The 24,415-nt window shown below is 60.2% G+C and carries 26 protein-coding genes; 11 read left to right on the forward strand and 15 right to left on the reverse strand.

Translation table 11 applies throughout. The features are described from left to right. Positions 1-7: 7 nt before the first annotated feature. The gene (locus Q4577_RS01460) at positions 8-1,639 is read right to left on the reverse strand and encodes an AMP-binding protein (RefSeq protein ID WP_303466919.1); all 1,632 of its coding nucleotides are present in this window, start codon (positions 1,637-1,639) and stop codon (positions 8-10) included. 177 nt (positions 1,640-1,816) lie between these two features. On the opposite strand from Q4577_RS01460, the gene Q4577_RS01465 reads away from it, so the two are divergent. Then, positions 1,817-2,461, forward strand: a complete 645-nt coding sequence (locus Q4577_RS01465) for a sulfotransferase family 2 domain-containing protein (protein WP_303466917.1) — start codon at positions 1,817-1,819, stop codon at positions 2,459-2,461. 40 nt (positions 2,462-2,501) lie between these two features. On the opposite strand, the gene Q4577_RS01470 is transcribed toward Q4577_RS01465, so the two are convergent. After that, positions 2,502-2,624, reverse strand: coding sequence for a hypothetical protein (locus Q4577_RS01470; protein ID WP_280520455.1), 123 nt, complete (start codon positions 2,622-2,624; stop codon positions 2,502-2,504). A gap of 103 nt (positions 2,625-2,727) precedes the next feature. Here Q4577_RS01470 and Q4577_RS01475 point away from each other — a divergent pair, with 103 nt between their 5' ends. Then, positions 2,728-2,907, forward strand: coding sequence for a hypothetical protein (locus Q4577_RS01475; protein ID WP_303466913.1), 180 nt, complete (start codon positions 2,728-2,730; stop codon positions 2,905-2,907). A 25-nt stretch (positions 2,908-2,932) separates the two neighbouring features. Here Q4577_RS01475 and Q4577_RS01480 read toward each other — a convergent pair whose 3' ends face one another. From Q4577_RS01480 to Q4577_RS01490, 3 genes are read right to left on the reverse strand one after another with little or no spacing between them, the layout of a single operon-like run. Next, positions 2,933-3,562, reverse strand: a complete 630-nt coding sequence (locus Q4577_RS01480) for a LysE family translocator (protein ID WP_303467466.1) — start codon at positions 3,560-3,562, stop codon at positions 2,933-2,935. A gap of 8 nt (positions 3,563-3,570) precedes the next feature. Further along, on the reverse strand, positions 3,571-3,981 hold the full coding sequence (locus tag Q4577_RS01485; RefSeq protein WP_303466910.1) for a hypothetical protein: 411 nt from the start codon (positions 3,979-3,981) through the stop codon (positions 3,571-3,573). Then, entirely contained in the window at positions 3,978-4,850 is an 873-nt protein-coding gene (locus tag Q4577_RS01490; RefSeq protein ID WP_303466907.1) for an S-methyl-5'-thioadenosine phosphorylase, read from the reverse strand. The genes Q4577_RS01485 and Q4577_RS01490 overlap by 4 nt, the downstream gene beginning before the upstream one ends. A 237-nt stretch (positions 4,851-5,087) precedes the next feature. On the opposite strand from Q4577_RS01490, the gene Q4577_RS01495 reads away from it, so the two are divergent. Next, positions 5,088-6,722 carry a SulP family inorganic anion transporter gene (locus Q4577_RS01495; RefSeq protein WP_303466905.1) on the forward strand — a complete coding sequence of 545 codons (1,635 nt, stop codon included), beginning with the start codon at positions 5,088-5,090 and terminating at the stop codon, positions 6,720-6,722. Between the two features lie 61 nt (positions 6,723-6,783). Here Q4577_RS01495 and Q4577_RS01500 read toward each other — a convergent pair whose 3' ends face one another. Next, complete coding sequence (locus Q4577_RS01500; protein WP_303567584.1) at positions 6,784-7,503, reverse strand: GNAT family N-acetyltransferase; 720 nt, start codon at positions 7,501-7,503, stop codon at positions 6,784-6,786. 187 nt (positions 7,504-7,690) lie between these two features. Between Q4577_RS01500 and Q4577_RS01505 the strand changes: the two genes are divergently transcribed. Then, on the forward strand, positions 7,691-7,825 hold the full coding sequence (locus Q4577_RS01505) for a hypothetical protein (protein WP_303466901.1): 135 nt from the start codon (positions 7,691-7,693) through the stop codon (positions 7,823-7,825). A gap of 79 nt (positions 7,826-7,904) precedes the next feature. Here Q4577_RS01505 and tyrS read toward each other — a convergent pair whose 3' ends face one another. Beyond that, positions 7,905-9,191: a tyrosine--tRNA ligase gene (gene tyrS / locus Q4577_RS01510; protein WP_303466900.1), complete on the reverse strand. Its 1,287-nt coding sequence runs from the start codon at positions 9,189-9,191 to the stop codon at positions 7,905-7,907. A gap of 61 nt (positions 9,192-9,252) precedes the next feature. On the opposite strand from tyrS, the gene Q4577_RS01515 reads away from it, so the two are divergent. After that, positions 9,253-10,347 (forward strand): anhydro-N-acetylmuramic acid kinase, encoded by a 1,095-nt coding sequence (locus Q4577_RS01515; protein ID WP_303466897.1) that lies wholly within the window; start codon positions 9,253-9,255, stop codon positions 10,345-10,347. 137 nt (positions 10,348-10,484) lie between these two features. Here the strand turns inward: Q4577_RS01515 and Q4577_RS01520 are convergent, their stop codons facing one another. Further along, positions 10,485-11,090 carry a flavin reductase family protein gene (locus Q4577_RS01520; protein ID WP_244686065.1) on the reverse strand — a complete coding sequence of 202 codons (606 nt, stop codon included), beginning with the start codon at positions 11,088-11,090 and terminating at the stop codon, positions 10,485-10,487. A 79-nt stretch (positions 11,091-11,169) separates the two neighbouring features. Here Q4577_RS01520 and Q4577_RS01525 point away from each other — a divergent pair, with 79 nt between their 5' ends. The 3 genes from Q4577_RS01525 (at position 11,170) to Q4577_RS01535 (ending at position 12,909) form a co-directional block, all read left to right on the forward strand. Then, on the forward strand, positions 11,170-11,664 hold the full coding sequence (locus Q4577_RS01525) for a GNAT family N-acetyltransferase (protein WP_303466895.1): 495 nt from the start codon (positions 11,170-11,172) through the stop codon (positions 11,662-11,664). Between the two features lie 49 nt (positions 11,665-11,713). Further along, a complete protein-coding gene (locus tag Q4577_RS01530; protein WP_244686070.1) occupies positions 11,714-12,469 on the forward strand; it encodes an EcsC family protein in 756 nt (251 codons plus the stop codon). Between the two features lie 119 nt (positions 12,470-12,588). Beyond that, the gene (locus Q4577_RS01535; protein WP_244686362.1) at positions 12,589-12,909 is read left to right on the forward strand and encodes a hypothetical protein; all 321 of its coding nucleotides are present in this window, start codon (positions 12,589-12,591) and stop codon (positions 12,907-12,909) included. A 60-nt stretch (positions 12,910-12,969) separates the two neighbouring features. Here the strand turns inward: Q4577_RS01535 and hisD are convergent, their stop codons facing one another. Next, positions 12,970-14,265, reverse strand: a complete 1,296-nt coding sequence (gene hisD / locus Q4577_RS01540) for a histidinol dehydrogenase (protein WP_303466894.1) — start codon at positions 14,263-14,265, stop codon at positions 12,970-12,972. 75 nt (positions 14,266-14,340) lie between these two features. Here hisD and Q4577_RS01545 point away from each other — a divergent pair, with 75 nt between their 5' ends. Next, positions 14,341-15,297: a LysR family transcriptional regulator gene (locus tag Q4577_RS01545; RefSeq protein ID WP_244686072.1), complete on the forward strand. Its 957-nt coding sequence runs from the start codon at positions 14,341-14,343 to the stop codon at positions 15,295-15,297. Positions 15,298-15,526: 229 nt separating this feature from the next. Here Q4577_RS01545 and Q4577_RS01550 read toward each other — a convergent pair whose 3' ends face one another. Beyond that, on the reverse strand, positions 15,527-16,294 hold the full coding sequence (locus Q4577_RS01550; protein WP_303466893.1) for an alpha/beta fold hydrolase: 768 nt from the start codon (positions 16,292-16,294) through the stop codon (positions 15,527-15,529). A gap of 123 nt (positions 16,295-16,417) precedes the next feature. Between Q4577_RS01550 and Q4577_RS01555 the strand changes: the two genes are divergently transcribed. After that, positions 16,418-16,792 carry a hypothetical protein gene (locus tag Q4577_RS01555; RefSeq protein ID WP_244686076.1) on the forward strand — a complete coding sequence of 125 codons (375 nt, stop codon included), beginning with the start codon at positions 16,418-16,420 and terminating at the stop codon, positions 16,790-16,792. A gap of 7 nt (positions 16,793-16,799) precedes the next feature. Here the strand turns inward: Q4577_RS01555 and Q4577_RS01560 are convergent, their stop codons facing one another. Further along, entirely contained in the window at positions 16,800-16,940 is a 141-nt protein-coding gene (locus Q4577_RS01560; RefSeq protein WP_303466886.1) for a hypothetical protein, read from the reverse strand. Positions 16,941-17,180: 240 nt separating this feature from the next. Continuing rightward, complete coding sequence (gene glyA / locus Q4577_RS01565) at positions 17,181-18,476, reverse strand: serine hydroxymethyltransferase (protein WP_303466883.1); 1,296 nt, start codon at positions 18,474-18,476, stop codon at positions 17,181-17,183. A gap of 166 nt (positions 18,477-18,642) precedes the next feature. Here glyA and Q4577_RS01570 point away from each other — a divergent pair, with 166 nt between their 5' ends. Next, positions 18,643-19,404 carry an NAD kinase gene (locus Q4577_RS01570; RefSeq protein ID WP_303466880.1) on the forward strand — a complete coding sequence of 254 codons (762 nt, stop codon included), beginning with the start codon at positions 18,643-18,645 and terminating at the stop codon, positions 19,402-19,404. A 34-nt stretch (positions 19,405-19,438) separates the two neighbouring features. Here the strand turns inward: Q4577_RS01570 and Q4577_RS01575 are convergent, their stop codons facing one another. The 3 genes from Q4577_RS01575 to Q4577_RS01585 all read right to left on the reverse strand — a co-directional run bounded on the left by Q4577_RS01575 (position 19,439) and on the right by Q4577_RS01585 (position 24,353). Continuing rightward, on the reverse strand, positions 19,439-20,128 hold the full coding sequence (locus Q4577_RS01575; protein ID WP_244686082.1) for a Crp/Fnr family transcriptional regulator: 690 nt from the start codon (positions 20,126-20,128) through the stop codon (positions 19,439-19,441). Positions 20,129-20,696: 568 nt separating this feature from the next. Further along, positions 20,697-22,586 carry a propionate-CoA ligase PrpE gene (gene prpE / locus Q4577_RS01580; RefSeq protein WP_303466877.1) on the reverse strand — a complete coding sequence of 630 codons (1,890 nt, stop codon included), beginning with the start codon at positions 22,584-22,586 and terminating at the stop codon, positions 20,697-20,699. A gap of 237 nt (positions 22,587-22,823) precedes the next feature. Next, the gene (locus Q4577_RS01585) at positions 22,824-24,353 is read right to left on the reverse strand and encodes a methyl-accepting chemotaxis protein (protein WP_303466876.1); all 1,530 of its coding nucleotides are present in this window, start codon (positions 24,351-24,353) and stop codon (positions 22,824-22,826) included. Positions 24,354-24,415: the final 62 nt, after the last annotated feature.

Below are 24,415 nucleotides of genomic sequence, written 5' to 3' on the forward strand. Positions count from 1 at the left end.
TCAAAGGTCAGAGATCCCTGGCTAGATTGCGAAGTTGGAATTTCTGGATCTTGCCGGTCGAGGTTTTGGGAAGCTCTTGGAAAACCACCTTTTTGGGGGTTTTGAAGCCGGCCAGCCGACTGCGGGCAAATGCGATCAGATCACTTTCAGTTGCCACATGCCCGTCCTTCAATTCCACAAACGCACAGGGCACTTCGCCCCATGTGTCGTCCGGTTTCGCCACCACAGCAGCAAGACTGACCGCCTCATGCGCCATCAACGTCGCTTCGACTTCGACCGAAGAGATGTTTTCGCCACCTGAAATGATGATGTCTTTTGCCCTGTCCGCGATTTGGATATAGCCATCTGAATGCTGGATTGCCAGATCGCCAGAGTGGAAATAACCACCGCGAAAGGCTTCTTGTGAGGCGGCCGGGTTTTTATAGTAGCCTTTCATCACCGCATTGCCGCGAAACATGATTTCGCCCTGGTGGCGGGCGTTCATGTCCACCTGTTGCATCGTATCGGGGTCCAGCACGGTTATTTGCTCCATCATGGGCATGGCGACACCCTGACGCGCCTTGATCGCGGCGCGGTTGTCCCCTGCCAGATCCTGCCAATCCTCGTCCCGCCAGGTGCATTCCGTTGCGGGGCCATAGGTTTCGGTCAGGCCATAAACTTGGGTGATATTGAAACCCATTGGTTCGATCTTGGCCAGAATTGCCGGGGCTGGCGGGGCGCCTGCGGTGAAAACTTCTACAGTGTGATCAAATTCGCGCCGGTCTGATTCGACTGCGTTGATCAGCAGGTTCAGCACAATCGGTGCACCGCCAAAATGGGTCACGCCTTCGTCGGCTATGGCGTCGAAAATTGCGGCGGCGGTGATGTCGCGACAACAGACCAATGTGCCCCCGAGAAGGGGCATCATCCAGGTGTGGCTCCAGCCGTTGCAATGAAACAGCGGCACGATGGTCAGATAGGTCGGATAAAGCGCCATGCGCCAGGAAATCGGCTGGGCCATCGCGCTGAGGTAGGCACCCCGGTGATGGGATACCACGCCCTTGGGCCGCCCGGTTGTCCCGGAGGTGTAGTTGAGCGCGATACTTTCCCATTCGTCGCTGGGCATCACCCAGTCAAAGTCTGCATCGCCAGTTTGCAGAAAGGTTTCGTATTCGACATGCTGGCCACTGGCCGGGACACCGGCGTGGGGGTCGGCCACTTCGATGATGCCGGGGGGCGGGCCCTGCATCCGGTCGATTGCATCCTCCAGCACCGGCAGGAACTGGGGATCGACCAGAACGATCCGTGCCTCGCCATGGTCCAGAATATAGGCGATTGTGTCGGCATCCAGCCGGGTGTTGATGGTGTTGAGGATCGCACCACAGGCCGGCACGCCAAAATGCGCCTCGGCCTGGGCCGGAAGGTTGGGGATCACCGTGGCCACCACGTCGCCCGGTTCAATGCCCGATTTGGTCAGGGCCGACGCCAGCCGCGTGCAGCGCGCATAGTATTCGCCATAGGTCTTGCGGTGGGGGCCATAGACCACCGCCAATCGGTCGGGAAAGATCCGATTGGCCCGGATCAGCATCGACAAGGGCGTCAGCGGCACATAATTCGCGGCGTTCCGCTCCAGCCCGGTTTCATCCTTCAGCCAGCCCATCGCGTCCTCCTATTTGTGCAGGTTGTTATTTTTATAAGCCAAGACAAACCGCCCGCAAGTCAGCATCGGCGCGGCCCGTTCGGCCCGTCAGGGGTGTCAGGCGCATCAGATGGGGGCAGGGCGCGGCATTGACGGTTAGAAATTGCGCATGGCCGCTGGCCCGGCTAGCCTTGCGGTATGATTATTTCCCGCGGTCGGCGCTATATCTTTGTTCATATTCCCAAAACCGGCGGCACCGCGATGGCCTTGGCGCTTGAGGCGCGGGCCATGGCCGATGACATCCTGATTGGCGACACGCCAAAAGCCCGCAAGCGGCGGGGGCGGGTGAAATCGCTGACGGCGCGGGGGCGGTTGTGGAAACATGCCACGCTTGCGGATATCGACGGCATTGTCAGCCCGGCGGAATTTGACGATTTTCTGATTTTCACGCTGGTGCGCAACCCGTGGGATCGCATGGTGAGTTATTACCATTGGCTGCGGACCCAATCCTTTGACCATCCGGCGGTGGGCCTGGCGCAGAGTCTGGATTTTCCTGCCTTCTTGCGCGATGGCTCGGTCCAGACCAGCATGTCCGCCGCTCCGGCGGCGCGCTATGTCACCGATGCTCAGGGGCAGGAACGCAAAACGCTGTTTTTGCGGCTGGAACATCTGGCAGAGGATCTGGTGCCGCTGCAGGCGCATCTGGGGTTTGCGCTGGACATGCCGCATGCCAATCAATCGGATCGCGCGGCGGATTACCGGGGGTATTACAGCGACGAAGAGGCCGCCATCGTGTCCCGGATATGTGCCCGGGACATCGAAAGATTTGGCTACCGTTTCTGACGTCTGATCACCGGACCAGCATCCGCGGCGCAGTCGGGGATCAGTCGTGTTTGCGCGGAAACCGCAGCGCATAATACGCATCAGAGAGCCAGTTTACATGTGGCCGGTTCCAGTCGAGCCGGTCGCGCAGCAGCATTGATCGTGCATAAGCGATGTTCATCATTTGCCCTTTTCTTTTTCTTTGTGGTGACTTAGCATGTGCATGCATTGTCTATGCGATGTATATACACTATCAGATCACAAAAATCAAGACAAAGGCCCGGCCGGTGAATAAAAAAACGGATGAAAAGCGCGTAGGCAACAAAGATGCGCAACTTATCTTGCGTCTGGACAAGACCGAGCGCGACGCATTTGTGGCCCTTTGCAAAGACATGGACACCACCGCCGCCCGTGAGATCCGTCACTTCATTCGCAAGTTCATGAAAAAGAACCGCGACTCGGTTTGATCCCGGGGCTTGGGTCGTGCGCCGCTCAGGTCGCGCGCCGCATCGTGGCCGTCAGCACACCCATTGCAATCAATGCGGCACCGCCAAAGCGGGTGATTGTCGTGATCACCTGCGGGCGGGAAATCATCCGACGCAACCGGTCGGCCAGCAGCGCATAGGCCAGCGCGTTTACCGTGGCCAAAGTCACGAAAGTGGCGGTCAACAGCGCGAATTGCGGCAGCAGCGGCGCCGCGCTGTCGACGAATTGCGGTACAAAGGCGATGAAAAACGCGATTGATTTCGGGTTGAGCGCGGTCACCGCAGCATTGTGGCTGAACACACTGCGCGCGGTCACATCGGCGTGCATTTGGTCAGATGTGAGACCCTTACTCGGGGCCGAGCGGATCAATTTGACCCCCAGCCAGATCAAATAGATCGCGCCAATCCATTTCAGCACCGTGAACAGCGTCGCCGAGGCCAGCACCAACGCGCCCAACCCGGCGAGAGACGCCGACATTGCAATGAAATCCCCGGTCGCCACCCCAGCCGCCGAGGCCACAGCCACGCTGCGCCCCTTGGACAGCGCATGGCTCAGCACCAAAAGCACCGTGGGGCCGGGGATCAGCAACAGGGCCGTCGAGGCCGCGACGAAGGTTAGCCAGAGTTCAAACTGCATCATGTTTACTATATTTCAACGTCACGCCGGGCGGTATCAAGCTCAAGAAGGTCAGCTTGGTCGAGACACCAGCCAATGCTGGTCGTGTTTGCGCGAATCTTGGCGCAAAAATCGCCGGTCTCCTCCGGGTGATCGCCCCGTCGCAGCCAAGCATCCCCCAAAATAGGTTCGGCATACATCGTGAACGGGCTGACCGTGACATCTAGTTCAGGGTCGTCAGCGGACGAATGCACATCCAGCAATCTGGTTTCTCCGATCAGCCCCTCGCCATGAAACCAAAATAGCACCGCAACACCGGGTGACGGTTGTGGGCGGCCCAGTTTCTTGAGCGTTTGTGGCAACCGCAATCGGCCACCGTGCATGAAATCATTCGGCAGGTCAGCGCGCCAACATTTGGCAAAGAAAGCAATGTCTGTCAAAGCACCCGCCCCGCCACCGCATCCAGCCGCGCGACCAGCTCCGGGTCGCGTTTGTCCGGCGCTGTCATGATGGCAAATTCCAGCGCCCGGTCACAGCCATGCGGGCAGGGCGCGCGGTCTGGCCCCAGAAGCGCAGGCAAACGTCCGACCAGATCGCGGCCTTTGCTGGCATTGCCGGTCAGGGTGGCAATGATCTGGGTCACGTCGACCTCGCCATGATCGGGATGCCAGCTGTCATAATCGGTGATCATCGCGACGCTGGCATAACAGAGCTCGGCCTCGCGGGCGAGTTTCGCTTCGGGCATATTGGTCATGCCGATCACATCCGCGCCCCAGCTTTCGCGGTACATCTTTGATTCCGCGAGTGTCGAAAACTGCGGCCCTTCCATCGCCAGATAGGTGCCGCAATCATGCACCTTGATCCCGGCGTCACGCGCCGCAGCCAAACAGGCCGCCGACAGGCGCGGGCACGTCGGATGTGCCACGCTGACATGCGCCACACAGCCGGTGCCGAAAAAGCTTTTCTCGCGGGCAAAGGTCCGGTCGATGAATTGGTCGACAATGACGAAATCACCCGGCGCCATTTCCTCGCGGAAGGAACCACAGGCCGACACGCTGATCACATCGGTCACGCCAATCCGTTTCAGCGCATCAATATTGGCGCGATAGGGCACGGTGGTCGGTGAATGCACATGGCCCCGGCCGTGGCGCGGCAGAAATGCCATTTTCACCCCGCCCAGAACCCCGGTCAGGATCTGGTCCGACGGCGCGCCAAAGGGGCTTTCGACCGTGATCCATTGCGCCTGATCCAGGCCATCAATGTCATAGATCCCCGACCCGCCGATCACCCCGATCATTGTCTCTGCCATTCGAACCTCCGGTTTTGCGCTTTTCGGTGACATCCTTAGTCAACGCAGAAACAAGCGCAACCAGACTTGTCCGGGCGCTACCGCTGGCCGGCACCTGTTCGGGATCTGGCCAGTCTCTGTGGCGCGGTTGCGAAATTGCCCCGCATCCGATCTGTCCGCGGGTGCACGGGCTGGCCATTTTCCTTGGGTCGATCTATAGCGCTAGCGCGAACACATGAAAATTCAGGATAACCGCCGATGAAACGCGCTTTGCTGGCATCGTTTGCCAAGGGCTTTGCCATGCCCGACCTCCGTTGGATGCCAGATGAGGGGTTGACCGCTGGTCGGCTTCGCATCGAGCTGCTGTCCGGCCTGACCGTGGCGCTGGCGCTGGTGCCCGAAGCGGTGGCCTTTGCCTTTGTTGCCGGGGTTCACCCGTTGGTCGGGCTTTATGCCGCGTTCCTGGTCGGGTTGATCACGGCGCTGATCGGCGGCCGGCCGGGGATGATTTCCGGCGCGACCGGCGCCCTGGCGGTGGTCATGGTGGCCCTGGTGGCGCAACATGGCGTGGAATACCTTTTTGCGACCGTGGTTCTGATGGGCCTGCTGCAAATATTTGCCGGGGCGATGCAATGGGGGAAATTCATCCGATTGGTGCCGCATCCGGTGATGCTGGGGTTTGTCAACGGTCTGGCGATCGTGATTTTCCTGGCCCAGCTGACCCAGTTCAAGGTGCCCGGCAGTGTCGAGCTTTCGGGCCACGGCGCGTCCGGCGGTGAATGGCTTAGCGGTCTGCCGCTTTATGTCATGCTCGGGCTTGTCGGGCTGACCATGCTGATCATCTGGGCCACGCCCAAGGTGACCAAGATCATTCCGGCCCCGCTGGCGGGGATCGGGATCGTGGCCGCGCTGGTCATCGCATTTGGTCTGGATGTCCCACGTGTGGGGGATATGGCGTCGATCCAGGGCGGGCTGCCCACCTTCCATATTCCATCGGTGCCGCTGAACCTGGAAACCTTGCAGATCATCCTGCCTTACGCGGTGATTCTGGCGGCGATCGGCCTGATTGAATCGCTGCTGACGCTGAACCTTGTTGGCGAAATGACCAACAAACGCGGCGGTGCCAGCCAGGAATGTATTGCCCAGGGCATCTCCAACACCGTAACCGGCTTCTTTGGCGGCATGGGCGGTTGTGCGATGATCGGCCAGTCGATGATCAACGTGAAATCCGGTGGTCGCACCCGCGTGGCCGGGATTGCAGCGGCAGTATTCCTGCTGATCTTCATTCTCTTTGCCTCGCCGATCATCGAACTGATCCCGTTGGCTGCGCTTGTCGGCGTGATGTTCATGGTGGTGATCGGTACCTTTGCCTGGAACTCGATCACCATCCTGCGCAAGGTGCCGCGGATGGATGCCTTTGTCATTCTGCTGGTCACGGCGGTTACCGTCTACGAAGATCTGGCCGTGGCTGTGGTTGTCGGGGTGATCGTTTCGGCGCTGGCCTATTCCTGGAACAATGCGCGGCGCATTCACGCAAAGACACGTGAATCGGTGACCGATCTTGGCGCCAAGGTCTATGAAATCCAAGGTCCGCTGTTCTTTGGTTCGTCCGATGGGTTTGTCGAATTGTTCGATTTCACCGGTGACCCGGATGTGGTGATCGTGGATTTCGCCGCCAGTCGTGTGGTCGACCAATCCGCGCTTCAGGCGATCGAGGCCGTGGCCGGCAAATATGAAGAGGCTGGCAAGCAGATCAAACTGCGCCACCTCAGCCGTGACTGTCACCAATTGCTGACCAAGGCGGGGCATTTGATGGTCGATAGCGACGATGACCCCGATTATGAATTGGCGGTGGACTACAACGTGCGCACCGGCATTTTGGGCGGGCACTAACCCGGTCCAAAGGCCGGACAGGTTCGGGGGGAAAACTCCTCCCGAACGGTGGTCAACGGCTCTAGACCCGGACCGCCCAGGTCCCCCCCAATGATCGGCAGCGCGCGCCGCTGCCCAGTTTGAACCGCGCCAATCCCGGCGCGGTTTCCGTATCTACCGCCCCCAAATCCAGCCGCGTCATGCCCAGACGCGCCAAGGCGATCATTGCCCGCCACATCACCAGATGATGCGCTGACAGCTGCCTCCCGGATTTGCCGTTCCATCCAATGTGATATGTCGCCACTTGCCCGTGGATGAAAAACAGCATGGCGGCCAATGTCTCTCCGTCCAGATGCGCCTCGAACAACCGCGCCGACCCGCCATTGGCGCGGGCAAAGGCGGTGGAAAACGCCGCCGGATATCCGCGATATCGGTTTTTCACCTGCTGCGCGGCATCCGCACGCAGAAGCCAATGATCGGGGTCAGTCGACATGGCGGAATGACGGATTTCGATCCCGCTTGCGGTGGCCCGATTCAACCGGTTGCGCCATTTTTGGGCCATTTGGCCCTTCATCTCGGCGGCGCTCGTGCCGAGCGCGAGTTCCGCGATAAAGGCCGGGTGGCGCAGCATGACGCCCGGATGCCCCCGCGACCGGGCATCTGCACGGCCCTTTGCCTCCGTTTCGGCATTCACCAGAAACAGACGACAGCCAGAGTTGTCCCGGATATGTGCCAGATCCCGCCGGGTGACATCCGCCCGTGAAATCAATCCGACCTCGACCGGGCCAAACCGCCGCCGCATCAGCTGAAATTCCCGTCCCGTGCCAGAAGATGATAGCCGCAGCGGCGGGCGCCCCAAATGGGTCAGCGCCGCTCCGAACGCCGGGTGCTGCTGCAGGGGTGCCAATTGCAAAGCGGTCAGATGAGAGGGCTGACAGGACATGCCGTCATTAACCGCTGATTCAGATTAAATGCGGATTAAGGACAGTATGAAAAAACACCATGTGATGGGCGTGCATGCGCCAACACCGCGCCTGACCCTGATCGGGCTGACCATAGTGGCATTTGCCCTGGCGCTGCCGGTAGGCGGCGTCCTGTGGCTGGCAGAATGGCTCTGGTGGTGACCGGTCCAAAAGCAAACCGATCTTCTTCTGTTCAAAAATATCCCGGGGTGCGCGAGGGGCTGGCCCCTCGCTCCCGTCTTCAGCCCAGTTGCACCAACGCGTGACGCTTCTTGCCGGCCGACAATTTGATCGGCGACGACAGCGCACCGCTGTCAATCATCAACCCGGCATCGGTCAACGGCTGATCATCCAGTCGCGCGCCATTTTCGGAAATCAGCCGCTTGGCCTCTTTGCCGGATTTCGCCAGACCAGAGCGGACAATGACCTGAACGATCGACATCCCGTCGCCCAACTCCTCTGCCGACAAGGTCAGCGTCGGCAAATCATCCCCGACACCGCCTTTTTCAAACACGTCGCGCGCCGTGGCTTCGGCTGTCGTGGCCGCCTCGGCCCCGTGGCACAGCGCGGTGACCGCATTGGCCAGAACAATCTTGGCTTCGTTGATTTCGGACCCGGCCAGCGCGCCCATGCGGTCGCATTCATCGACCGGAATCTCGGTATAAAGTTTCAGGAACCGGCCGACATCCGCATCCGTGGTATTGCGCCAGAACTGCCAGAACTCATAGGGGCTGCGCATGTCGCCGTTCAGCCAGATCGCCCCATCGGCGGTCTTGCCCATTTTCTTGCCGTCGCTGGTGGTCAACAGCGGCGAGGTCAGCCCGTAAATCTCGTGATCCAGCACCCGGCGCGTCAGGTCGATCCCATTGACGATATTGCCCCATTGGTCGGAACCGCCCATCTGGACCAAACAGCCGTACCGCCGGTTCAGCTCAAGAAAATCATAGGCTTGCAGGATCATGTAGTTGAATTCCAGGAACGAAAGCGATTGTTCCCGGTCCAGCCGCGATTTCACGCTTTCAAACGCCAGCATCCGGTTGACCGAAAAATGCCGCCCGATGTCGCGCAGGAAATCGAGGTAATTCAACCCGTCCAGCCATTCGGCGTTGTTCAGCATCAAGGCCGCATTGTCCGGCCCGACCGCTTCGCTGCCGGAGGGCACGGATGTCCCTTCGTCATAGCTCAGGTATTTGGCAAAAACCTGTTTGATGCCCGCAATATTGGCGTCGATCTGATCCGGCGTCAGCAGCGGGCGCTCATCGGCGCGAAACGATGGGTCCCCCACCTTGGTGGTGCCGCCGCCCATCAGGGTGATCGGTTTGTTGCCCGTCTTCTGCAACCAGCGCAGCATCATGATCTGGATCAGCGACCCGACATGCAGCGATTTTGCCGTGGCGTCAAATCCGATATAGGCCGGCATCCCGCCCTTGGCGGCGGCCTCGTCCAATCCCTGATAATCGGTGCAGTCGGCCAAAAAGCCACGCTCGATCATGGTGGCCATGAAATCCGATTTGGGATGGTAGGTCATGTCGTCTCTCCGGTATGGTCGCGACAAGGCTATAAAGCCCACAAGGCGCGAGGAAAAGGGCATGTTGAAGACAGGCATGGTAACGGCGTTGGGCGCAATGTCTGGCACATCACTGGACGGGGTGGATGCGGCGGTGATCCGCACCGATGGCCAAACCATCGAAAGCTTCGGCCAAAGCCGGTATCGCGCCTATAGCGACGACGAACGCGATGTGCTGCGCGCGGCCCTTGGGCGCTGGCCGGATGAGGATGTGACCGCCGCGCTTGCGGTGGTCCAGAACAGCCATATCGAAGCATTGTCTGGCTTTGATGCCGAAATCGTCGGGTTTCACGGCCAGACGCTGGCGCATGACCCCGCCGGGCGCGGCACCCATCAACTTGGCGATGGGGGCGCGCTGTCCCAGGCGCTTGGCCTGCCGGTGGTCTGGGATTTCCGCTCGGCGGATGTGCGGTTGGGGGGGCAGGGCGCGCCGCTGGCGCCGTTTTATCATTTCGCCTGCGCCAAATGGATCGGGGCGACCGCGCCGGTGGCGTTTCTGAACCTTGGCGGGGTCGGCAATATCACCTGGGTCGATCCAACCAAACCGACGCCTGAAACCCCGGGCGCCTTGCTGGCCTTTGACACCGGCCCGGCCAATGCACCGTTGAATGATCTGATGATGGAACGACGCGGTCTGGCTTATGACAAGGATGGCGCGCTCTCGCGTCAGGGCAACGTGGTCGACGGGGCGCTGGAATTGTTTCTGGAAGAGGGCTATTTCCTGAAAATCCCGCCCAAGTCGCTGGACCGAAATGACTTCTCTGTCATGCTGGATCTGGTCCGTGAATTGGCAGACGCCGATGCCGCCGCCACAATGTGTGCCATGGCTGCCAGTGCGGTCATGCGGGGCATGGAACATTGCCCCAGCCCGCCAAGCGCGCTTTACGTCACTGGCGGCGGGCGGCAAAACCCGGTGATGATGCAGATGCTCGGGGTTTCACTGGACTGCCCGGTCCTGCCGGTCGAAGCGGTGGGCCTGGACGGCGACATGCTCGAGGCTCAGGCCTTTGCCTATCTCGCGGTGCGCGTGGCGCGGGGGCTTGCGACCTCATCGCCGACAACAACCGGCGTGCGCGCTCTTGTGGGCGGTGGCGAAATCTCGACGCCAAACGCCTAAGGTCCTGACACCAGGGCTTCTTCTGTTCAAAAATATCCCGGGGGAGGCCAAAGGCCGGGGGCAGAGCCCCCACAATCAAAAGCGGGGCAGAGCCCCCAATCGAAGGCGGGGCAGAGCCCCGGAAACCCCGCCCGGGCCTATTCGCCGGGACGCTTCAGCGAAAACACCTCGCGCACAGCGGAATAGTCGCGATATCCCAGCCGCGTCAGCGGCGCGTACCGCGTGACGTCCAGCATGCCATCCACCAGATAGTCATCGCCGATATGCACGCCCACCACTTCGCCAAGCACCAGAAAATTTGCCGCACCTTGCAAGGTGACGATCTGGGTCAATCGGCATTCCAGCGACGCCGGGCTGTCGATCACACGTGAACAGGCGATCTCCTGGCAATCCGCGCGGGCAATCCCGGCGTGGTCAAATTCATCCACTTCACGCGGCCAGGGCCCGGAGCTTTGGTTCATCACATCGCGTTGTTCAAATGCAACGATGTTGACGCAAAACACACCGGTTTCGCGAATATTGGCCACGCTGTCCTTGGTGTCCCCGCGATCGTCCTTGGCCGATGTCGACGAAAACATCACCTGCGGCGGGGTATAGGCGACCGCATTGAAGAACGAATAGGGGGCCAGATTATCCTGACCGTCCTGGCCACGGGTGGCGATCCAGCCGATCGGCCGTGGCGTGACAATGGCGTTGAACGGATTATGCGGCAGACCGTGGCCGTCTGCGGGGCGATAGAACATTCGGAAATCCTTTGGCTTTACCCAAGACCTAACTGCATGTTACCCGCGTTTCCACCCATACCGTCAAAGGACCGACCCAGTGATCCATCTGCGCAGAGAAACAGCCGAGGATTGGTGGGCCGTCGAGGCGCTTTTCGATCTGAGTTTTGCGCCCGGCCGGACAGCGCTCAGCTCTTATCGTCTGCGGGATGATGTGCCGCCAGTGGCGGAATTGTCGACATTGGCGGTGGATGATCTGGGAATTATTGGCGGTGCCATTCGCTATTGGCCGGTCCGGGTCGGCGGGCAGGCGGCGCTTTTGTTGGGTCCGGTTGCGGTTCACCCGACCCGCCAGGGCGAAGGCGTGGCCGCTGCCCTGATCCGTGATTCGATGATTCGCGCGACGGAATTCGGCTGGACACGGGTGATGCTGGTGGGGGATGCGCCCTATTATTCACGCTTTGGCTTTGAAAAACTGGACGGGGTCGAAATGCCGCCGCCCACCAACCCGGACCGGGTTCTTGGCTATGCTTTGGTCGCGGGGGCCTGGGACGGGATCACCGGCGAAGTGACGCCCTGGGCCCAGCAAGCTTGAAATTTTCGCCGGACACCCAATGTAAATACCAGTAACATGGGGTGGCATGATGACGGGAACTGAGCTGATTTCACCAAATACGGCCTTGGAACTGGATGTTCTGGTCCAGCGTTACCGACGGGCTGGCGGTGTTGGCATTCAAGTGCTCAATCTGATGGGCACACAGGCAGAAAATTTGCTGGAACATCTACCGGACGGGGTCAAGAATCGGCTGGAGACCGCGACCGAACGTGCCCTTGCCATCGCGATGGATGCCGCCAGCCAAAGCCGGGGCCGCGTCGGTGATGCGCCGGGGTGGTTGAACCGGGCGGTGACCACGGCGATGGGCGCGGCGGGAGGATTTGGCGGGCTGCCATCGGCGCTGGCGGAATTGCCGGTGACCACCACCGTGCTTTTGCGCGCAATCCAAGGTATCGCTGCGGAACATGGTTTTGACCCGGAGGATGCCGAAATTCGGGCCGAATGTCTGGCGGTATTTGCCGCGGCCGGTCCGCTAGAGCATGATGACGGCGCCAATATGGCCTTTCTGTCGGCCCGTGTGACCCTGACCGGGGCGACGGTCAATGCCATGATCGCCCGTATCGCGCCCCGGCTTGCCACTGTGCTTGGCCAAAAGCTTGCGGCGCAGGCGGTGCCGGTGGTGGGTGCGGTGGCCGGGGCGGCGACCAATTTCGCCTATACCAGCTATTATCAGGAAATCGCCCATGTGCATTTTGCCCTTTTGCGCCTCGCCCGGGCCGAGGGCATCCCGCGTGAGGCTTTGGTGAATGATCTGCGATTGCGGTTGGCGATCACGACGCGGTGATCGCCAATTTTCTGGTCTGACAGCGGCGTGAATTGAAATATGCCCGAAATTGGTGCAAACTGGCGCAATCGCGGCAACGCCGGTCGTTTCGAAACCGGCACCGCAGAACATGAGGGCAGATCATGAAACAGGTGCTATTTTCCGCCATCGTCGCAGCGATGCTGGCGCCAATCCTTGCAAGCGCGGTATCGGCGGGTCCGATCAGCCGGGCCTGCGTGACATCCGGTCGACAGGCGGCCAATTCGCGGCTTTGTGGCTGTATTCAAAGCGTGGCGGACGCGGCTTTGTCCTCCTCCGACCAGCGTTTGGCAGCCAGATTCTTTCGCGACCCCCATATGGCGCAGGAAATCCGCCAATCGGATCGCGCCCATCATGAATCCTTTTGGAAACGCTACAAGCTGTTCGGCACGAAGGCAGAACAGCTCTGTGCGCGCTATTAATCGCTGAATTTACGGCTGGATTCATGACTGGCACCGCAGCAATTAAGCCATGCTGCGGTCTTAGCCTGCTGCGCGATTCCCTGTTTGTTTCCAACTGTCTTGGCGAATGTCGGCGGTGCGTGCATGGCCCTCCATGCCTTCTGCGCGGCTGATCGTGGCACAGGCATCGGCCAGATCGGGGCAGGCGCCACCGCGCATTTCCTGCCAGGTGACGCATTTCAGGAATTTGTGCACCGACAACCCGCCGGTGTAGCGCGCCGCGCCTGATGTGGGCAGCACGTGGTTTGGTCCTGTGGCCTTGTCGCCAAAGGCAACGGTGGTCTGCGCCCCAAGAAACAGCGCGCCATAGCTGCGCAGCCGATTGCGCCAATAATCCAGGTCACCCGCCTGAACATGCAGATGTTCCGGCGCGCGGGCATCGGCATAATCCGCGGCCTCTTCCCGGCTGTCGCAGACCACCACCTCGCCAAGGTCACGCCAGGCCCGATCCGCCGCCGCGCGATTCGGCTCTGGCAGGGTGGCAATCAGCCGGGGCACGATGGCGATCACCTGTTCGGCGATCGCCGACGATAGGGACGCCAGCCAGATCGGCGAATTGGCGCCATGTTCCGCCTGACCCACCAGATCCCAGGCCACGGTTTCCGGATCGGCGTCGCCGTCGGCAATCACCAGACTGTCTGTGGGACCGGCAAACATGTCGATCCCGACAGGGCCGAACATTTGCCGCTTGGCCTCGGCGACAAAGGCATTGCCGGGACCCACCAGAATATCGGCACCGGGGGTCTCAAACAGCCCCTGCGCCATGGCCGCAATCGCCTGCACCCCGCCCAGGTTCAGAACACGGGTGGCCCCGGCCAGATGCATGGCAAACAGGATCGCATCGGGTATTGCATCGCCTCTGGGGGGCGAGGCCACAGTGATATGGCGCACCCCTGCGACACGGGCGGTGGTGATTGTCATCAGGGCAGAGGCAATATGGGCATATCGTCCGCCCGGCACGTAACATCCGGCGGTCGACACCGGGATGAGCTTTTGCCCGGCAAACAGCCCCGGCCGGATCTCTGTTTCAAATTCCTGAATTGATCCGCGCTGCGCCGTGGCAAAGTGGTGAATGTTTTCATGCGCAAAATGAATCGCCGCCCGCAGTTCCGGGGCGACGCGCGTGCCCGCCGTGCGCAGCATCTCATCCGGCACCACAATGTCCCCCTGCCAGCGATCCAGCGTTGCTGCATAGTGGCGCACAGCATCCTCGCCCCCGGTTTTTATCCGCGCCAACATCGCAGCGACGGTCGCGGTGACCTCGGGCGGTGTGCCGTTTTGATGGGTCATTGCGGTCTTGAGCGGCTTAATGGTCATGGTGGACCTCATGCTGTGGCTTGAATTGGCCGGGTGATACATTCACAAATGATAAAACTGGCAAAAGGATGGGTGATGCTGGCCAAAGGCGTGACATTGCGAGGGCTGGAGGTGTTCGAAGCGCTCGCCGAAAGTGGATCTGTGGCCGGCGCGGCGCGGGCAACCGGGCTGAGCCAGCCGGCGGTCAGCCAGCAAATGCGCAATCTGGAAACCGCGCTTGGCACCGCATTGGTGGATCACTCGAAACGCCCGATGCAGCTGACACCGGCGGGGCGTTCCTTCCTGACCCGGACCGAGGTGGTGCTGGGGCAATTGCGTCTGGCGCAGAGTGAGTTGACGGTGATGGATCTGGCGCATCTGTCGACGCTGAACCTTGGGATGATTGACGATTTCGACAACGACCTGACGCCGCGTTTGGCGACCCTCCTGGCCGAGAGTTTGACGCGCTGCCGGTTCAAGCTGATTTCGGCCCCCAGCCATGAAATCAGCAGCGCAATGCGCGACAGCCGGTTGCATATCGCCGTGGCCGCCGCCACCGGAGAAGTCATTGAAAATGTGACAGAATACCCGCTTGTGCGCGATCCATTCATCTTTGTCGCCCCGCGCGAGGCCGGTGACAATGTCGCCGATGTCATGGCCCAACTGCCGTTCTTGCGGTACGATCGGGACCAATTGATTGGTCGCCAAATCGAGGCCCAGATGGCGCGGCTCAAGCTGACCTATCCCAGCCGGTTCGAAATCGGCTCGCATCCGTCGCTGATGGCATTGGTTGCCCGTGGCATGGGATGGGCGGTGACCACCCCGCTGGGCTATATGCGCTCGGCGCGAATCCATGATTCCCTTGCGGCGCATCCGCTGCCCTTCGCGCCGTTTTCGCGCAATATTTCGCTGTTCGCCAGCGCCGATTGGTCCGATGATGTCCCTCGCGAAGTCGCCCGCACCGTGCGCCGATTGGTGCAGGATCTGATGATCACCCCGGCCCATATCCAGCTGCCCTGGTTGCAAGACCAACTGCGCGTCATCGACACCTAGGGGCGATGGCGGCTGTGGTCGTCTGGACCGGTGGATGTCGGAATCACTGCGGATCATGCCCAACAACCTGAGCGTCATCACACGCTCCGACAATGTCGCCGCCGTTCTCTTTGAAAAGAGAGATCTGCAAATTCACAAAAGCTGAAACTCGGGCCCCGTGCCGGGCGGGCTGAATGGCGCAAGCCATTCGTGAAACGCTTCAGTTCGCCAGTGGCGCAGTCACCATGGCTCAGGCGTCAAGGAACGCCCGCACAGAGGCCTCGAACTCTCGCGGCTTCTCCGCATGCAGCCAGTGACCAGCCCCAACCAGTTTCGCGAACCGTGCCTTGGGAAACAACGCGCGGATCGCTGGCCTGTGCTCAGGCAGGACATAGTCTGACTCCGCACCGGACAAAAACAGCGCCGGGCCGTCAAATACGCCAGAGACTTCGGGAAACCCGATAATCTTGTCCATATCCCGCGCCAGAACATCGAGATTGAGCTTCCATCGCTTGCCCGCCACATCAAGCGATTGGGTGAAAAAACTCTGAAGCGTCGGGTCGTCGACATGTCGCGCCAATTGCGCCAAGGCGTCGGATCGCTTGTTGACCTGTTGCAGATCCACCGCCTTCATCGCGTCGATAAATTGTGTCTGATCATGGCTATAGGTCACAGGGGCAATATCCCCGACCACCAATCGGTTCACCATGTCGGGATGCCGCAGGGCCAGGACCATCGCGGCCTTGCCCCCCATCGAATGGCCCACCACATCGGCGCGCCCGCCCAAGTCCGCAATCACCTCTGCCAGATCCTGCGCCATGTCGGGATAGTTGTGGCTGTCAGCCCAGGCACTGTCGCCGTGATTGCGTTGATCGACGGCGATCACCGGGCGGCTGTCCGACAGCCGTTTGGCAATCACCCCCCAATTGCGGGCAGAGCCATAAAGCCCGTGAACGATGACAAGCGGCGTGCCGCTCTGGCAGTCACCTGCCGGATGGTGGTGGATCTGGTTCAGCATGCCCCAGATCTATCGCGACGCCATGGATTGGGAAACCGGAAAATGCGCCTGGGCCAAACAGAAGACAGCTGATCTTGTCCTTGCCCGGATGTCCGCTTATGACCGCCATCAGAGGTGAGACCGGTGATCGAGGCACATACTATCGAAGCGCGCAAAACGGCCCTGGCCAAATTGATGGCGGATCAATTGGGCGTTGGCGGCGCAACGTTTGAACACATGCTGACCCGTGCCGGTCGGCGGCTTCCGGCATGGGCGCGGCGCGATGCGGCGCAGATTGTCGAAGCGTCGCGGCTGGCGGCGCATCCGAAACTGGCGCGGCAGCTCGACCTGCACGCGCTGTCACGGGCCGAAGCACGCCTGACCCGTTACCTCAAATCGCTGGACCCCAAAGAGCGCCGCACCACAGCAAGACTGCATCTCGCGGGCGGGATCGTGCTGAAACTGCTGGCCGTCGCCGCATTGTTCCTGATGGTCCTGCGCTGGCAGAACATCATTTGACCTGTGCCTAGCCTGCGATATCCGTGGTGACGATGCATGGCGGCTTGCCGGCAAATTCTGCCTCGGAGCTGCCTGCCGCCATGGCCAGAAACCCAAGGGCAATAAAACCAGCGGTCACAATTGGCGGAATGTAATAGGGGCGTTTCATGGGGTCACCTCTTGTTGGTTTCAAGGGTGATACGCAGACGGTCGCCTTTTCCGTCGCGTGAAATCGCAAAACCACAGGGTTTTCTGTGCCCGACCAAACATGAAAAGACCCAGAGCATTGCACGCTCCGGGTCTTCTTCTGTTCAAAAATATCCTCGGGGAAGTTTGAAGGGGCAGAAAGCCCCTTCAAGGCCTGCGTGGCCTGAACGCAGTCTTACCGGTGCGCGTCAGCGCACAAGGTTCACAGATCGGCGTAGATCGGGAACTTCTGGCAGAGCGCATCAACTTCCGCTTTGACCTTGGCTTCGACCTCTTTGTTGCCCTCTTCACCGTTTTCGGCCAGCCCGTCGACCACCTCGATGATCCAATCCGCGATCTGGCGGAACTCAGTTTCGCCAAAACCGCGGGTCGTCCCAGCAGGAGAGCCAAGGCGAATGCCCGAGGTCACGGTTGGTTTTTCCGGGTCAAACGGCACACCATTCTTGTTACAGGTGATATGCGCACGGCCCAATGCGGTCTCGGTGGCGTTGCCCTTCACCCCTTTGGGGCGCAGGTCGACCAGCACAACATGGGTGTCGGTGCCATGGGTGACGGTGTCGAGCCCGCCCTTGATCAGTTGATCCGAAAGCGCCTGGGCGTTTTTGATCACCTGTTGTGCATAGGTTTTGAATTCCGGTTGCAGCGCCTCGCCAAAGGCCACGGCCTTGGCCGCAATCACATGCATCAACGGGCCGCCCTGAATGCCGGGGAAGATCGCCGAGTTGACCTTTTTGGCAATCGCCTCGTCATTGGTCAGGATCATGCCGCCACGGGGGCCGCGCAGGGTCTTGTGCGTGGTGGTGGTGGCCACATGCGCATGCGGGAAGGGCGAGGGGTGCTCGCCCGCCGCCACCAGACCGGCGAAATGCGCCATGTCCACATGCAGATAGGCGCCAACCATATCGGCAATTTCGCGCATCCGCTTGAAATCAATCTGGCGCGGAATGGCCGAACCACCTGCGATGATCAGCTTGGGCTGATGTTCTTTCGCCAATTCCTCGACCTGGTCATAATCCAGCATGTTGTCCTGCTGGCGCACGCCATATTGCACCGCATTGAACCATTTGCCCGATTGGTTGGGGCGCGCACCATGGGTCAGGTGGCCACCCGCGTCGAGCGACATGCCAAGGATGGTGTCACCCGGTTGGATCAACGCCTGATAGACGCCCTGGTTGGCCTGCGATCCCGAGTTGGGCTGAACATTGGCGAATTCACAGCCAAACAGTTCCTTGGCGCGGGCAATTGCCAGATTTTCGGCCACATCCACCCAGTCGCACCCGCCATAATAGCGCCGTCCCGGATACCCTTCGGCGTATTTGTTGGTCAAAACCGACCCCTGGGCCTCCATCACCGCGCGCGACACGATGTTTTCCGACGCGATCAATTCGATCTCGCTGCGCTGGCGGCCCAATTCGCCGGTGATGGCGGCAAAGACTTCGCTGTCACGTTCGGCGAGGGGCTGGGAAAAGAATCCGGGGTTTTTGATCGACGTGGTCATGGCAAGCTCCTTGGGCAAGCAAATGCATGGCGCGGTTCCTACTGCATCAACAGCGTGACGAAAAGCCGGGAAAAGACCACAGGGCGATTTGATGTCGCCATCGCTGGTCATACCGGGGAACTTGTGGTTGTTTCGGAAATCAGAAGGTGCGGCAAGGAAACACGACATGAGCCTACGAATTGCGTTTTGTGCCTCGAACGCACCACTTGCCCAGGCTGCCAAGGCCACATTGTCGACCCGATTTGGTGATCACGCCGAACAGGGGGCAGATGTGATTGTTGCCCTGGGCGGCGATGGCTTCATGTTGGCGACCCTGCACCGGACCCAGGACAACCCCGCGCCGGTTTACGGCATGAATCGCGGCACGGTCGGTTTCTTGATGAATGAATATAACGAACATGGTTTGGCGGACCGCCTGAAAGAGGCACAGGAAGAGGTCATCAATCCACTGTCGATGCATGCGATATGTACCGATGGCACCAAACACGATGCCCTTGCCATAAACGAGGTGTCGTTGCTGCGTGCCGGCCCGCAGGCCGCGCGGCTGCGCATTTCGGTCGACGGGCGGGTGCGGATGCCGGAACTTGTCTGTGACGGTGCCTTGCTGGCGACGCCGGCCGGATCAACGGCCTATAACTTTTCCGCCCATGGGCCGATTCTGCCGATCGGTTCGGATGTGCTCGCCCTGACGGCGATGGCGGCGTTCCGGCCGCGCCGGTGGCGGGGTGCGCTGCTGCCCAAGACCGCAGAAGTGCGGTTCGAGGTGCTGGACCCGGGCAAACGCCCGGTCATGGCCGAGGCCGACGCCCGCGCGGTGCAAGACGTGGAAATTGTTGATATCCGTTCGGAACCCTCAATCGCACACCGTATCCTGTTTGATCCCGGCCACGGGCTTGAGGAACGGCTGATCCGGGAACAATTTGTCTAGCAACTGTATGTCGCGCGCCCCCCGCTTGCCGCGTTTAACCGGCGCGCGTGGCCAGCAAATCGGGATCGACCAGGATCAGATCACGCCCATCGCGGCGCAGCATCTTGTCCAGCTCCCAGGCGCGGATCTGGCGATTGACGGTTTCGCGCGTCAGTCCCGCCATATCGCCCAGATCGGATTGAGACACCGAAGGCGTGAGGCGAAATCCGCCGTCTTCTTCCACCCCCCAACGTTCGAACAATCCAATCAACACTTTTGCCAGACGCGTGCCGCCGTCGGCGGTGGACAGATCTGCCAGCGCTTCGGTCGTGGATTGCAGTTTGCGACATAGGTCCGCAATCAAACCCAGGGTGGTTTGTGGATGGTCGGTCAGGAATTGCAGCAGATGCGTGCGGTGCAACAGACGCCCGGTCACGTCATTGGTGGCAATTGCATCCGCTGTGCGGTCGCTGCCCAGAAGCACGGCCATTTCCCCGACAGAGTCCCCGGGCCCAAGATGGGCCACAATCGACCGGTTGCCCGTGGCCGATGTCAGGCTGATCTCGACCCGCCCGGTTTCAATCAACATCAACGTTTCGCCGGGGCTGCCCTTGGAAAAAATCGTCTTTCCACCATGATAGTGACAGGACTTTGAAAGTGCCAATAACAGGGCGCGTTCGCTGGGATCCAGCGCGCCAAGGATAAGGCTTTCGCGCCGGGCGGTATCTCGGAATTTCAAAACCATGGTGTTCCTGCCAGAACTTGCACGCCATAGACGCGCTGTATCGAACTAAAAATAATGACTTGGCCGACAAATATGATCTGGCCGAGGTTAAGTTACACGATTGTCGAAGGACAGTAACCGGGCAAATTCAGGATACTGTGTGCTTCTGTGATGTCCGTCACAGATTTCAGGTGCAGTTGCAGAATAGGAAAGGGGGCGCCCGTCGGCATCGGTGTCTCACGATTGCTTTCAAGCCCTTTCTCTTCCCGAGAATGGCGGGTGCGCACCCCGATCCGGGGCGGATTATTATGGCCGCACCGGACAGGACCCGACGACGGTTAGGTGAGTGAGTGACACCTGACTGTTGTCGGACCTGGCCAGTGACGAGGATTGCGTTTTTCGCTGTTCCTGTTTCCCTGTTGCTGGTCGCAACAAGATTTAAGAAGGATCAACCGCCCGGGGTCTTGCTCTGGGCGGTTTATTTTTGTCCTCTCCACTTTGTCTTCTCCACGGTTTCGGCCCGCGGTGGGTGGCGGCAAATGGCGCTTTGCGGCCCCCGGATGGGGATCACCGCAAAGCGCCGGTATGTTTATTGGGCGTAGCCAATTGTTTTCAGCGCGCCGCTGATTTCGTCCAAAATGGCCGGATCGTCGATCGTTGCCGGCATTTTGAAGTCCTGGCTGTCGGCAATTTTCACCATGGTTGCGCGCAGGATCTTGCCGGATCGGGTCTTCGGCAGGCGATCCACGACAACCGCCAGTTTGAATGCCGCGACTGGACCGATTTTTTCCCGCACCAATTTGACCACCTCTGCGATCACCTCGTCATGGTTGCGATCCACGCCGGCATTCAAACACAGGAAGCCGACCGGCAGTTGCCCTTTCAACGCATCGGTCACGCCGATCACCGCGCATTCGGCCACATCCGGGTGGCTGGCAAGCACCTCTTCCATGCCGCCAGTCGAAAGCCGGTGACCCGCGACATTGATCACGTCATCGGTGCGCGCCATGATGTACAGATAACCGTCTTCGTCAATCATGCCGGCATCACCGGTTTCATAATACCCCGGAAACGTTGTGAGATAGCTTTTGCGATAGCGATCCCCGGCATTCCAAAGCGTCGGCAAGGTGCCGGGGGGCAGGGGCAGTTTCACGGCAATTGCGCCCATGTCCCCGGCGGGCACCGGGTTGCCACCTTCGTCCAGGATCTGAACGTCAAACCCCGGCATCGCCACCGAGGGCGAGCCGATCTTGACCGGCAGTTCTTCGATCCCAAGCGGGTTGGCCGCAATCGGGAACCCGGTTTCGGTTTGCCACCAATGGTCAATCACCGGCACGTTCAGTTGTTCCTGCGCCCAGACGATTGTGTCGGGGTCGGCCCGTTCCCCGGCCAGATAGACCGCATTCAGACAGGACAGGTCGTAATTCTTGATCAACGTGCCCTGCGGGTCTTCGCGTTTGACGGCGCGAAAGGCGGTCGGGGCGGTGAAGAAGCTTTTGACGTTGTGTTCGGAAATCACACGCCAGAAGGTGCCGGCGTCTGGCGTGCCAACCGGTTTGCCCTCAAACACGATGGTGGTGTTGCCGTGGATCAAAGGGCCATAGCAAATATAGCTGTGTCCGACGACCCAGCCGACATCCGACGCGGCCCAGAATACGTCGCCGGGATCGACGTTATAGACGTTTTTCATCGTCCAGTTCAGCGCCACCAGATGGCCGCCGGTGTGGCGCACGACGCCCTTTGGCGCGCCGGTGGTGCCAGAGGTGTAGAGCACATAGGCCGGGTGGTTGCCTTCGACCGGCAGACATTCCGCCGGTTCCACGCCGGCCTGAAACCCGTGCCAATCGACGTCACGGTCGGCAACCAGCGTTGCAACCTCTTGTTCGCGTTGAAAGATCACGCAGAAATCCGGTTTGTGCGAGGCGAGTTCAATCGCGCCGTCGACCAGCGGTTTGTAATGCACCACCCGGCCGGGTTCCAAACCACAGGAGGCCGCGATGATGGCGCGCGGCTTGGCGTCGTCGATGCGCACGGCCAGTTCATTGGCCGCAAAGCCGCCAAAGACCACGGAATGGATCGCGCCAAGACGGGCGCAGGCCAGCATTGCCTCCATCGCCTCGGGCACCATTGGCATATAGATGATGACCCGGTCGCCCTTTTCCACGCCTTTGGCGCGCAGCGCGCCGGCAAGACGGGCCACCCGGTCCTGCAATTCGGCAAAGGTGATTTTGTGAATCGTTCCCGTGATCGGACTGTCATGGATGATCGCCACCCGGTCACCATTTCCGGCAACAACATGGCGGTCGACGGCGTTCCAGCAGGCGTTGACCATGCCATCAGCGAACCATTCATACTGATGATCGCCAAGATCACTCAACGCCTGGGTCGGTGGCCTGTCCCAGTCGATGGATTTGGCGGCCTCCATCCAGAATGTTTCAGGATCGGCCTTCCAGTTTTCGTAAACATCCTTGTATGCCATGATATCCTCCTCCTCCGAGATACCATCTCGATACGCAACCTGCGGCCATTCGGGCAAGCGGCATGGCACTTTCCGCGTCACATTATCGCAAAAAATTTGCATATTTGGGCGCGCGTCCTTGCAAATTTTTGCAAACCCGCGCCGACTAAACAGATTTTCGGGAATTCAGGCAGAGTTTGCAAAGTTTTCGCGCGTCACGGTCGGGGCGGGAATCATCGCGGGTTTCCGACCGCGCCGTCACACATCATAGGCCAGACGAAGCCCCCCCCAATGGTGGCCTTGGACCATGATCGGTGCCGAGACATCCTTCATCAACTTGAAAATGCCGCCGCCCATGTCGCGGCGATAGACCTGCAAAAGGAAGGGGGCCGTGTTTCGCCCGGCCTTCAGCCCGACCCGATCATCAAAGATCCGCCGATTGCGGCAATTGGCGGTGTTCCATGCCACATCCTGTCTTTGTGGTTTGGAAAACATGCTGTTGTGGGTCGGAAGATAGCCATCCCGATTGACGGCGGCGCAGAAAATGACTTTGTCCGACAGGGCCAATGCGGCTTCTTGCACCTCTGGGAACAGCGCGTCGGTCAAACGGGTAAAGGGGGCCATGACCTGGGCCGGGTTGGAGCCTGCGATGGGGCGGTAGTCCTGTGAAAACAGCCCCACCAAAGAGATCCTGCCGGTGGTCACGGCCTCTTCCAGTGCGTCAGACAGGCGGGCGGCGTCCCGCATAACCTGTTGAATAAATATGGAATCTTCGACATCACCCCCCAGCGAGGCCGCACGCTGGACGATGTTTTCGGTATGATCGACAAGCGTATCAACCCGCACCATTGCGCCCTTCAGCCGCTTGGCGGTCTCTTGCACGCTGTCGCTGACATGGGCAAAGGCGGGCATGAAACGTTCATTGGCGCGGTGCACCGCGTCCGCATCCGCCTGAATCCGTCTGGCGGTGGTCTGAACCTCCTGGATCTGGGTGGCAATCGCCGTCAGATTTTCATCCGTTTTGCGGCTTTCGTCGATCACCAGTTCCGCGTCCCCCTGAACCGCCCGCGATTGGACGGCCAATTCAGAGACCAGTTTGCCCAGCGATTGCACCCCGCCGCGAATATCCTCGTTGGTTTGGGTGGTGCGGTCGGAAAGATCGTTGATCATCTGGGCAATGACGGCGAAGCCGCGACCGGCCTCGCCCGCGCGGGACGCTTCGATACCGGCGTTCAACGACAGGATATTCACTTGAAAAGCAATGTCTTCGATCATTTCGGTTTTCTGCCGCACCTCCCCCAGAGAGGTCATGACCGAAGTCACCTGATCAGAGACAGAGGCGACCCATTGCGCCAGATCGCGGGATTTTCCGGTGGCTCTGCGCACCGCTTCGGAAGAAACAGTGACAATTTCCCCGGCGTTTTCGGCGCTTGCTGACACCGCATCAATACCCGCGCGCACCGCGCTGTTGGCGGTGATCAATTGCTGCGAGGTCTGTTGTGTCTGCGACAGGATTTCAAGCTGTGCGGTCGACCGGTCTCGCAGCGAGGTCAGGAAGGCCGCGACATCAACAACCTCGAACCCCAGCCGGGATGCGGCGCGGGCCAGCTCGGTCAAGCGATCGTCAACTTCTGCGGTCTCGGCATCAAATACTGCCGCCGGGTCCACCGATGCCACATCCGGGACCGGGCCGGCCCCTTCGCCATCGCGGCGGTCCATGTCCAGGTCGATCAGATCGTCTTCGTCATGTTTGCGCCAAGGCAGAATCTTGGCGACCAATTGTAGCATTTGGCGGTTATCTCCGGGGTTTCAAACCGAAGTTGTGCCGCCAAATGGTGAAGATCGGGTAA

The organism is Marinovum sp. 2_MG-2023 (assembly GCF_030548265.1).
Taxonomy (GTDB): domain Bacteria; phylum Pseudomonadota; class Alphaproteobacteria; order Rhodobacterales; family Rhodobacteraceae; genus Marinovum.

Bases quoted from the DNA above. Each gene is read 5' to 3' on its own strand.
- Q4577_RS01495 (WP_303466905.1), top strand. From the start codon at position 5,088: ATGAAACGCGCTTTGCTGGCATCGTTTGCCAAGGGCTTTGCCATGCCC.
- Q4577_RS01470 (WP_280520455.1), bottom strand. From the start codon at position 2,624: ATGATGAACATCGCTTATGCACGATCAATGCTGCTGCGCGACCGGCTC.
- Q4577_RS01490 (WP_303466907.1), bottom strand. From the start codon at position 4,850: ATGGCAGAGACAATGATCGGGGTGATCGGCGGGTCGGGGATCTATGAC.
- hisD (WP_303466894.1), bottom strand. From the start codon at position 14,265: ATGACCATTAAGCCGCTCAAGACCGCAATGACCCATCAAAACGGCACA.
- Q4577_RS01515 (WP_303466897.1), top strand. From the start codon at position 9,253: ATGTTGAAGACAGGCATGGTAACGGCGTTGGGCGCAATGTCTGGCACA.
- Q4577_RS01480 (WP_303467466.1), bottom strand. From the start codon at position 3,562: ATGCAGTTTGAACTCTGGCTAACCTTCGTCGCGGCCTCGACGGCCCTG.
- Q4577_RS01575 (WP_244686082.1), bottom strand. From the start codon at position 20,128: ATGGTTTTGAAATTCCGAGATACCGCCCGGCGCGAAAGCCTTATCCTT.
- glyA (WP_303466883.1), bottom strand. From the start codon at position 18,476: ATGACCACGTCGATCAAAAACCCCGGATTCTTTTCCCAGCCCCTCGCC.
- Q4577_RS01460 (WP_303466919.1), bottom strand. From the start codon at position 1,639: ATGGGCTGGCTGAAGGATGAAACCGGGCTGGAGCGGAACGCCGCGAAT.
- Q4577_RS01560 (WP_303466886.1), bottom strand. From the start codon at position 16,940: ATGAAACGCCCCTATTACATTCCGCCAATTGTGACCGCTGGTTTTATT.
- Q4577_RS01465 (WP_303466917.1), top strand. From the start codon at position 1,817: ATGATTATTTCCCGCGGTCGGCGCTATATCTTTGTTCATATTCCCAAA.
- Q4577_RS01505 (WP_303466901.1), top strand. From the start codon at position 7,691: ATGAAAAAACACCATGTGATGGGCGTGCATGCGCCAACACCGCGCCTG.
- Q4577_RS01520 (WP_244686065.1), bottom strand. From the start codon at position 11,090: ATGTTCTATCGCCCCGCAGACGGCCACGGTCTGCCGCATAATCCGTTC.
- Q4577_RS01545 (WP_244686072.1), top strand. From the start codon at position 14,341: ATGCTGGCCAAAGGCGTGACATTGCGAGGGCTGGAGGTGTTCGAAGCG.
- Q4577_RS01500 (WP_303567584.1), bottom strand. From the start codon at position 7,503: ATGCGGCGGCGGTTTGGCCCGGTCGAGGTCGGATTGATTTCACGGGCG.
- Q4577_RS01530 (WP_244686070.1), top strand. From the start codon at position 11,714: ATGACGGGAACTGAGCTGATTTCACCAAATACGGCCTTGGAACTGGAT.
- prpE (WP_303466877.1), bottom strand. From the start codon at position 22,586: ATGGCATACAAGGATGTTTACGAAAACTGGAAGGCCGATCCTGAAACA.
- Q4577_RS01570 (WP_303466880.1), top strand. From the start codon at position 18,643: ATGAGCCTACGAATTGCGTTTTGTGCCTCGAACGCACCACTTGCCCAG.
- Q4577_RS01550 (WP_303466893.1), bottom strand. From the start codon at position 16,294: ATGCTGAACCAGATCCACCACCATCCGGCAGGTGACTGCCAGAGCGGC.
- Q4577_RS01585 (WP_303466876.1), bottom strand. From the start codon at position 24,353: ATGCTACAATTGGTCGCCAAGATTCTGCCTTGGCGCAAACATGACGAA.
- tyrS (WP_303466900.1), bottom strand. From the start codon at position 9,191: ATGACCTACCATCCCAAATCGGATTTCATGGCCACCATGATCGAGCGT.